Annotated in this window: 7 protein-coding genes; all 7 read right to left on the bottom strand. The window is 44.7% G+C overall.

Annotation, left to right across the window (positions count from 1 at the left end):
* Positions 1-1017, bottom strand: a 1017-nt coding sequence (locus ACEW8F_RS01135) for an NAD(P)/FAD-dependent oxidoreductase (protein ID WP_373481633.1), incomplete at its 3' end; no start/stop codon positions are given.
* A gap of 12 nt (positions 1018-1029) precedes the next feature.
* On the bottom strand, positions 1030-2385 hold the full coding sequence (dnaB, locus tag ACEW8F_RS01130) for a replicative DNA helicase (RefSeq protein WP_373481632.1): 1356 nt from the start codon (positions 2383-2385) through the stop codon (positions 1030-1032).
* Between the two features lie 14 nt (positions 2386-2399).
* Positions 2400-2849 carry a 50S ribosomal protein L9 gene (gene rplI / locus ACEW8F_RS01125; protein ID WP_373481631.1) on the bottom strand — a complete coding sequence of 150 codons (450 nt, stop codon included), beginning with the start codon at positions 2847-2849 and terminating at the stop codon, positions 2400-2402.
* Positions 2846-4819, bottom strand: coding sequence for a DHH family phosphoesterase (locus tag ACEW8F_RS01120; RefSeq protein ID WP_373481630.1), 1974 nt, complete (start codon positions 4817-4819; stop codon positions 2846-2848). The genes rplI and ACEW8F_RS01120 overlap by 4 nt, the downstream gene beginning before the upstream one ends.
* A complete protein-coding gene (locus ACEW8F_RS01115; protein ID WP_373481629.1) occupies positions 4816-5769 on the bottom strand; it encodes a YybS family protein in 954 nt (317 codons plus the stop codon). The genes ACEW8F_RS01120 and ACEW8F_RS01115 overlap by 4 nt, the downstream gene beginning before the upstream one ends.
* A gap of 260 nt (positions 5770-6029) precedes the next feature.
* Positions 6030-6257: a 30S ribosomal protein S18 gene (gene rpsR / locus ACEW8F_RS01110; protein ID WP_026394929.1), complete on the bottom strand. Its 228-nt coding sequence runs from the start codon at positions 6255-6257 to the stop codon at positions 6030-6032.
* Positions 6258-6274: 17 nt separating this feature from the next.
* Positions 6275-6718 carry a single-stranded DNA-binding protein gene (locus tag ACEW8F_RS01105; RefSeq protein WP_373481628.1) on the bottom strand — a complete coding sequence of 148 codons (444 nt, stop codon included), beginning with the start codon at positions 6716-6718 and terminating at the stop codon, positions 6275-6277.
* Positions 6719-6841: the final 123 nt, after the last annotated feature.

Genomic DNA, 6841 nt, shown 5'->3' with positions numbered 1-6841 from the left:
CATGATCTTGTTGCCAGTCAGCATATTTCCCAATCCGGCAATGTGCTTGCCATAGGCGACCGCTTCTTTAAAGGGTTCGGTAAAGCTTTTGGAGACCAGCAGCGCAAAATTGGTATTATGGGTTTTTAAACTATCCGACTTGTAGCTGTGGCCATTGACCACCGCCAGTTGGTTATCATAATATTCGGTCGACACGACGCCCCCGGGGTTGGAACAGAAGGTCCGGACACTATCATCAAAGGTGGGAGTATAATAGACCAGTTTGCCTTCGTAAAGGGCATCATTGATTTCCTGCATGACCTCGTTGCGGGTTTCCAGGCGAATCCCGATATCGATTTTTCCGACCTTGGTTTCAACCTTGTATGCTTCGCACATACTGGTAAACCATTCCGAGCCATCCCGGCCCACAGCCACCAGCACCTTGTCAGCCCGATAGGTTTCACCCTTAGCGACCACGCCGACGACGGCATCATCCTCGACCACCAGACTTTGCACCGGGGTCCGGAATTTAATATCGATGCCCAGATCGTTGATCAAGTAGTTCTGAATCCGCTGATAGATAGTATAACCCACCTCGGTGCCCATATGACGCACCGGACATTCAATCAGTTTCAGATTGCTCTGGATCGCCTTAGTACGGATATCGCGGATCTTGTCAGGATTATCCAGGCCATGAACCCGTTTGTCGGCGCCAAATTCAATGTAGAGGTCATCGACATATTTAATCAGATCGACGGTGGTGTTATAGCCGATATATTCTGGCAATTCGCCACCGACATCTGGTGAAAGCGACAGCTTGCCATCAGAATAGGCTCCGGCTCCGGCAAAACCGGTGGTAATATTACAGGGTTTACAGCCAATACAGACATTGGTCTGACGTTTGGGACAGATCCGCTTTTCAATCGAATTGCCCTTTTCCAGCATCAGGATCTTAATTTCTTTATTCTTTTTAGCCAGTTCCATGGCGGCAAAAATACCGCCTGGGCCGGCTCCGATGATTATCACATCATATTTCATTTTGTTCTTCCTTTATGCAAACGCATCCGGCCCGTAGTCATCTTCATTATAACCGACCGCCAGATCGTTGAATTTTGTATATTCGGGAATCCATGCCAGGCGAACGGTTCCGGTTGGCCCGTTACGTTGCTTGGCAATGATTAATTCCGATAAGTTTTTTAATTCCGGGTTTTTATCGTAATAAAATTCCCGGTACAACAGCATAATCACATCGGCATCCTGCTCGATCGAACCGGACTCACGTAAATCCGACATCACCGGATGATGATCCGTTCGGGCATCCGGGGCACGGCTGAGCTGGGATAAGGCAATGACCGGGGCTTCCATTTCCCGGGCCAGAGCTTTCAGACCGCGGGACATTTCAGAAATTTCATTTTGCCGGTTTTCGCTGCGGCTACCGCCACTCATCAATTGCAGGTAGTCAATCACAATCAGATCCAGGGCTTTTTCAGTTTTTAGCCGCCGACATTTGGAGCGGACTTCAGAAACCGTGATCCCCGGGGTATCATCAATAAAAATGCTGGCGCCGTAGAGGGTATTGTAACCAACGACCATCCGCTCCCAGTCTTCCTTGCTGAGGTTACCGGTTCTGACGTTATTACTGTCGACCAATGAGGCCGCGCAAAGCATTCGCTGCACCAGCTGTTCCTTCGACATTTCCAAACTGAAAATCGCCACCGAACGGTTATCTTTGATGGCCGCATTTTGCGCGATATTCAAGGCAAAGGCGGTTTTTCCCATCGATGGCCGGGCGGCCACAATAATCAGATCGGATGGCTGCAAGCCGGAGGTAATATGGTTGAGCTCGGTAAAACCGGTTTCGATACCGGTGAGCTTGCCTTTTTTACTTTCAATGGCTTCAATCTGAGCCAGGGTGGTGCTCAGGGTTTCTTGAATACTCTGAAAATCGCCGGTTCGCCGGCCCTGGGAAACCTTGAAGATTTCCTGTTCAGCGCGATCGATCACATCCCCAATATTGTCATACTGGCCATAGCTGTCTTCGAGAATCTGGGTCGCCGTATGGATAAGATTGCGAATCACCGCCTTCTCATGAACGATCTGGCAGTATTCCAGGTAATTCCGGTTGATCGGTACCATCTCAATTAGCTCGCTGAGATAGCCAATTCCGCCGATTTTTTCCAGCACCCCGCGATTTCTGAGCGCGTTGATCAGGGTGACGGTATCGATCGGTTTTCTTTCATTGTGAAGATCCAACATCGATTCGTAAATTTCTTTATGGGCACCCCGATAAAAATCATGGGGCGATAACAGTTCTTCAGCCCGGGCAATATTTGACTCATCCATCAGGATCGCGCCTAAAACAGACTGCTCCGCTTCGATATTATGCGGGGGGACTTTGGAATTCATCACCACTTGGTCTCCTAGGCTTCGCCTTTGATGATCACGGTCAGTTTTCCAATCACACCCTGATAGGTTTTAATCTTAACCTCAGCCCGACCAATATTTCGCAGCGGCATTTCCAGCTCAACCTTGCGTTTATCGACCTTGATGCCTTTTTGTTTTTCCAGGGCTTCGGTGATATCTTTGCTGGTTACTGATCCGAATAGCTTGCCGTCTTCCCCGGCTCGTTCGGTAATGGTGATTTCTGTTTCATCGATTGTTTTTGCCAGCTCAACCGCTGCCTGACGCTCTGTTTCGACTTTATTCGCCTCATCAGCCTTGGTTTGTTCGGCCATGGCAATATTTTCTTTATTGCCGATGACACCCTTGCCGGTTTTAATCAGGAAGTTTCGGCCGAAACCATCTTTAACTTCAACAATTTCACCTTTATTTCCAACATTTTTTACATTTTCTAATAAAACTACTTTCATGATCCATTCTCCTTCTTATATTTATTAATAGCGGTGAGCAACAGCTCTTTTCCGGTTTCGAGATTTTTTTCTCCCGGGAATTGCGCTCCGGCAATGGCCAAATGGCCGCCTCCGCCGAGTGTTTCCAAGATTACCTGAACATTGACTTCACCCATCGAACGGGCACTGATAGCCAGACCCTCGTCATTTTTCAGAATGATAAATGAGGCCACAATCCCTTTGATGTTCAGCAGTTCATCGGCGGCCTGGGCGGCAATAACCTTACCATAATCGGTGTTGTTCTCAAAGGTTGAGATGGCAATGTTATCAAAATATATTTTAGCATTCTTGACTGCATCCGATTTGGCGGTATAGGTATTAAGGTCATCCTGCAGCAGAATTTTGCTGACTAAGGTATCGGCACCCTTTCGCTTTAAATAAGAGGCCGCTTCAAAGGTTCGCACCCCGGTTTTCAGGGTAAACATCTTGGTATCCATACAGATCCCTGCCATCAGGGCGTTGGCCTCAATGACAGTGAGCTGATTTTTCTCATCAAAATACTGGAGCAGCTCGGTAACGAGCTCGCAGGTAGACGAGGCATAGGTTTCGGTATAGGTCAGCAGGGTTTCCTTAATGGCCTTTCCGGAGCGCCGATGATGATCAATGACAACAATTTTAGGGATCTGATCCACCAGCGATGGCATTTCCAGATAATTCACCGTCTGGGTATCGACGATGATTAGCAGGGTATTTTTAGTGGCATAGCTTTCAGCTTCCTTGGGGGTAATAAAAGCATCCTGATAGGCTTCATTCTCGAGCAGATAGTCAAAAAGCGATTTAATCGAATAGTTAATCTCCCGAATCACGATTTTTCCTTCTTTACCAAGCGCTTTAATCGCCCCCAATAGCCCTACCGCCGAGCCCAGGCAATCCATATCGGGGTTCTGATGACCCATCAGCAGGACGTGATCCGATTCTTTAATCAGCTCTTTCAGACCATAGGCCTTAACCCGGGCCTTGACCTTGGTTCGCTTTTCGGTAGCTTCGGTTTTGCCGCCATAAAAGGACATTTTTTCATCCTGACGAACCACCGCCTGATCGCCTCCCCGGGCCAGAGCAATATCCAGGGCTGAATGCGATAATTCCTGGGATTCAATAATCCCCAAAATACTCTCTGAGATACCAATGCCAATACTGAGGGTAATGGGAACTTTTTCGTCATTTTCAATTTCCCGGACCTCATCCAGTATTTTAAAATTTTCTTTTTGCAGAGCACAGATTTTTCCCCGTTCAAAAATCATCAAATAGCGGTCACTTTCGTATTCAATAATGACGCTACCCAGCTGTTTAGCCCATTCATTCAGCTTCAGGTCAACCTTGCCGAGAATCGCCGAGCGCTTATGGCTGGGAATTTGCTCGATAATATCATCGTAATTATCGATGACGATATAGCAAAACAGCGGCGAATTTTTCCGATATAGCTGCCGCTGCTTACTTTGCTCGGTGACATCAAAAAAATGCAACAGCTCAAAACTATGAACCTTGTCAGAAAAGGCATTGGTAACCACCCCATAATCCCGTTCTTCGTGATGGAAGGTGAATTCATCGGCCTTAATCGCTTCCCCCAGATTAAAATCCAACTCATCAATGATACACTTTTTGAATAAGCCTTCTTTTTCTTTTTTAAAAGCCTTTCCGAAGGCCTGATTATACCAGTAAATCATTCCCTCATTATCGACAATGGCCATGGCGATGGGCATTTCATACATCCGCTCCTGATTGATTTTGTCCAGATCGCCGTATATTTCGTCGATGGCCTTGTCGATTTTAATCTCGTCAATGCTGGTATTTTTGGTGTAGTAAACAATCAGGATCATAAAAACCACAACCCCGGCAATTCCTAAGAAGATATTATAAAAACCAAGTGCCATCGAAACAATCAACTGTGCCGCGATGGCGAACCGGACAACATCTTTTTTTGACTCTTTCATTTTATCTGGGACTCCCTTCGAAATATTCGGCGAATTCCAATGTAAGTATCAGCTACCCCGACAATGGTTACGATCGAGCTGAGTAAAAACCCCAGAAGAACGACTAATACTTTTAAGCCTTTATTGGTCAGCTCTTTATATTCCATATAATTAAGTATCAGCGACAGTCCCATGACAAAGAAAATAATGTTAACAAAATTCATCACTGTCACTATGTATACCTGGGGTATGGTGGATACCTGGAACATACTGATCATAAAGTCACCAAGCAACAGCACCATCAAAAAATATTTAAGAGTTACCGGCATTTCCCATTGACTGAGGGGTTTAAAAGTTTTTACCTGATACCCGATGCGTTTTAGAATCATGTCCGAAACAATAACATTTACGATCCCAAAGATAACGGGTAGCAACAAAAATGCACTGGGCAGTGCCAGCTTCATCATCTCGATATTTTTTTCCATGGCTGTTTTCGCAATTGTCAATTGTTCAGCATCCATAATATTGGCCGTTTCATAAAATGCCATTACCTCACTGGTGCTCTGCGTAAGGGTTTGAAACAGCAGATTGGTAAAACCGACTCCCATCACCAATTCATAACTGGCCACCACAGCGACCAGCAGAATCGCAAAACCAAGAATCCCAATTACAACTTTTTTGACCGCTGTTAAATCCCGATTATAGGCAAAACCCAGACTGCATCCGACAAAGAGCATCAGCGCCCCAAAGGAAATCGCATTGAGCGGTCCTAAAAACAGGCCGATCAGAATCGTGGCCGCAATGCTGGAAAGAATACTCACTTTCAGTCCCTGGCGCTTCCCCAGAACAACCATCGGTACCGGTATAAAAAATACCAATAGTACAAAGAAAGGCAGATAATAACTAACTAAGGTAAGAATTACTCCCAGTGCACAAAACATCGCACCTTCTGTTATTCCACGTGTTTTCATTGATCCTCCATATTGGCAACTTAACTGTTCCCATACGCAGTTTATTTATGCGTAAAAAGTTACTGAACCATTATATCACAATAAAAGAAAATGCCCATTATTTTTGTTTGCCGTATCCTTAATTTTGCTGCTAAACGCATCCCCGCTTTACGGTTATGATTTGACGGATTTTGTGAAAACGCCAGCACCATCAAATTATTCCTGACATAGAAAAAGCTGCTCACTTCAGGTCCTTCCTGAAACAAGCAGCTTTGCAATTTTTAGTTATTTGAGCTATATGGTAAAAGAGCAACGTTTCGCGCACGTTTAATCGCTTCAGTTACCTTTCTCTGATGTTTAGCACAGGTGCCGGTGGCTCGTCTTGGTAGAATTTTCCCGCGTTCGGAAACGAATTTCTTCAGCGTGATTACATCTTTATAATCAACATTTTCTACTTTTCGTTCGCAGAACTCACAAACTTTTCTTCGCTTTTTAAATGGTTTTGGCATTGTATTTTCCTCCTATCTTAAAAAGGTATATCGTCATCATCGGCCATCAGATGAAAATCTTCATCTAATCCCATTACTGACATATTGTTATTATTATTTGATTGTGGCGCTGAAGCTTGTTGATATCCGGCTGTGGAATTTTTCTGTCCTGAAGAAACAAAATTAATTTCGTCGGCAACAACTTCTGTGATATAACGTCGTTGACCATCCTGTGCGTCGTAACTTCTTGATTCTAGTCTTCCAGATAAACTGATTTGGCTTCCTTTAGTCAGATATTGGGCTGCAAATTCCGCCTGTTTTCCCCAGACCACAATGTTAAAAAAGTCGGCTTCTTTTTGACCGTCTTTATTTTTAAAGCGTCGATCTACCGCAAGGCTAAATCTAGTGACTGCTTTACCTGTGGTGGTATTTTTCATCTCAGGATCTCGGGTTAATCTTCCTAGTAAAATTACTTTATTCACAGAACTGCCCCCTATTTCTCTTTTTTAATAACGATGCTTCGAATAAACTGTTCGTTAATTTTGTATAAATGATCTAATGCATCAAGTACTGAGTTCTCAGCTTTGAAGTCTACTAATACGTAG

Origin of the sequence: Acetobacterium sp. (assembly GCF_041752335.1) — a bacterium.
Classification (GTDB): Bacteria; Bacillota; Clostridia; order Eubacteriales; family Eubacteriaceae; genus Acetobacterium.
The sequence above is the reverse complement of the archived record's forward strand: the minus strand, read 5'-3'. Positions and strand labels throughout refer to the sequence as shown.

Bases quoted from the DNA above. Each gene is read 5' to 3' on its own strand.
- dnaB (WP_373481632.1), bottom strand. From the start codon at position 2,385: ATGAATTCCAAAGTCCCCCCGCATAATATCGAAGCGGAGCAGTCTGTT.
- rplI (WP_373481631.1), bottom strand. From the start codon at position 2,849: ATGAAAGTAGTTTTATTAGAAAATGTAAAAAATGTTGGAAATAAAGGT.
- ACEW8F_RS01120 (WP_373481630.1), bottom strand. From the start codon at position 4,819: ATGAAAGAGTCAAAAAAAGATGTTGTCCGGTTCGCCATCGCGGCACAG.
- ACEW8F_RS01115 (WP_373481629.1), bottom strand. From the start codon at position 5,769: ATGAAAACACGTGGAATAACAGAAGGTGCGATGTTTTGTGCACTGGGA.
- rpsR (WP_026394929.1), bottom strand. From the start codon at position 6,257: ATGCCAAAACCATTTAAAAAGCGAAGAAAAGTTTGTGAGTTCTGCGAA.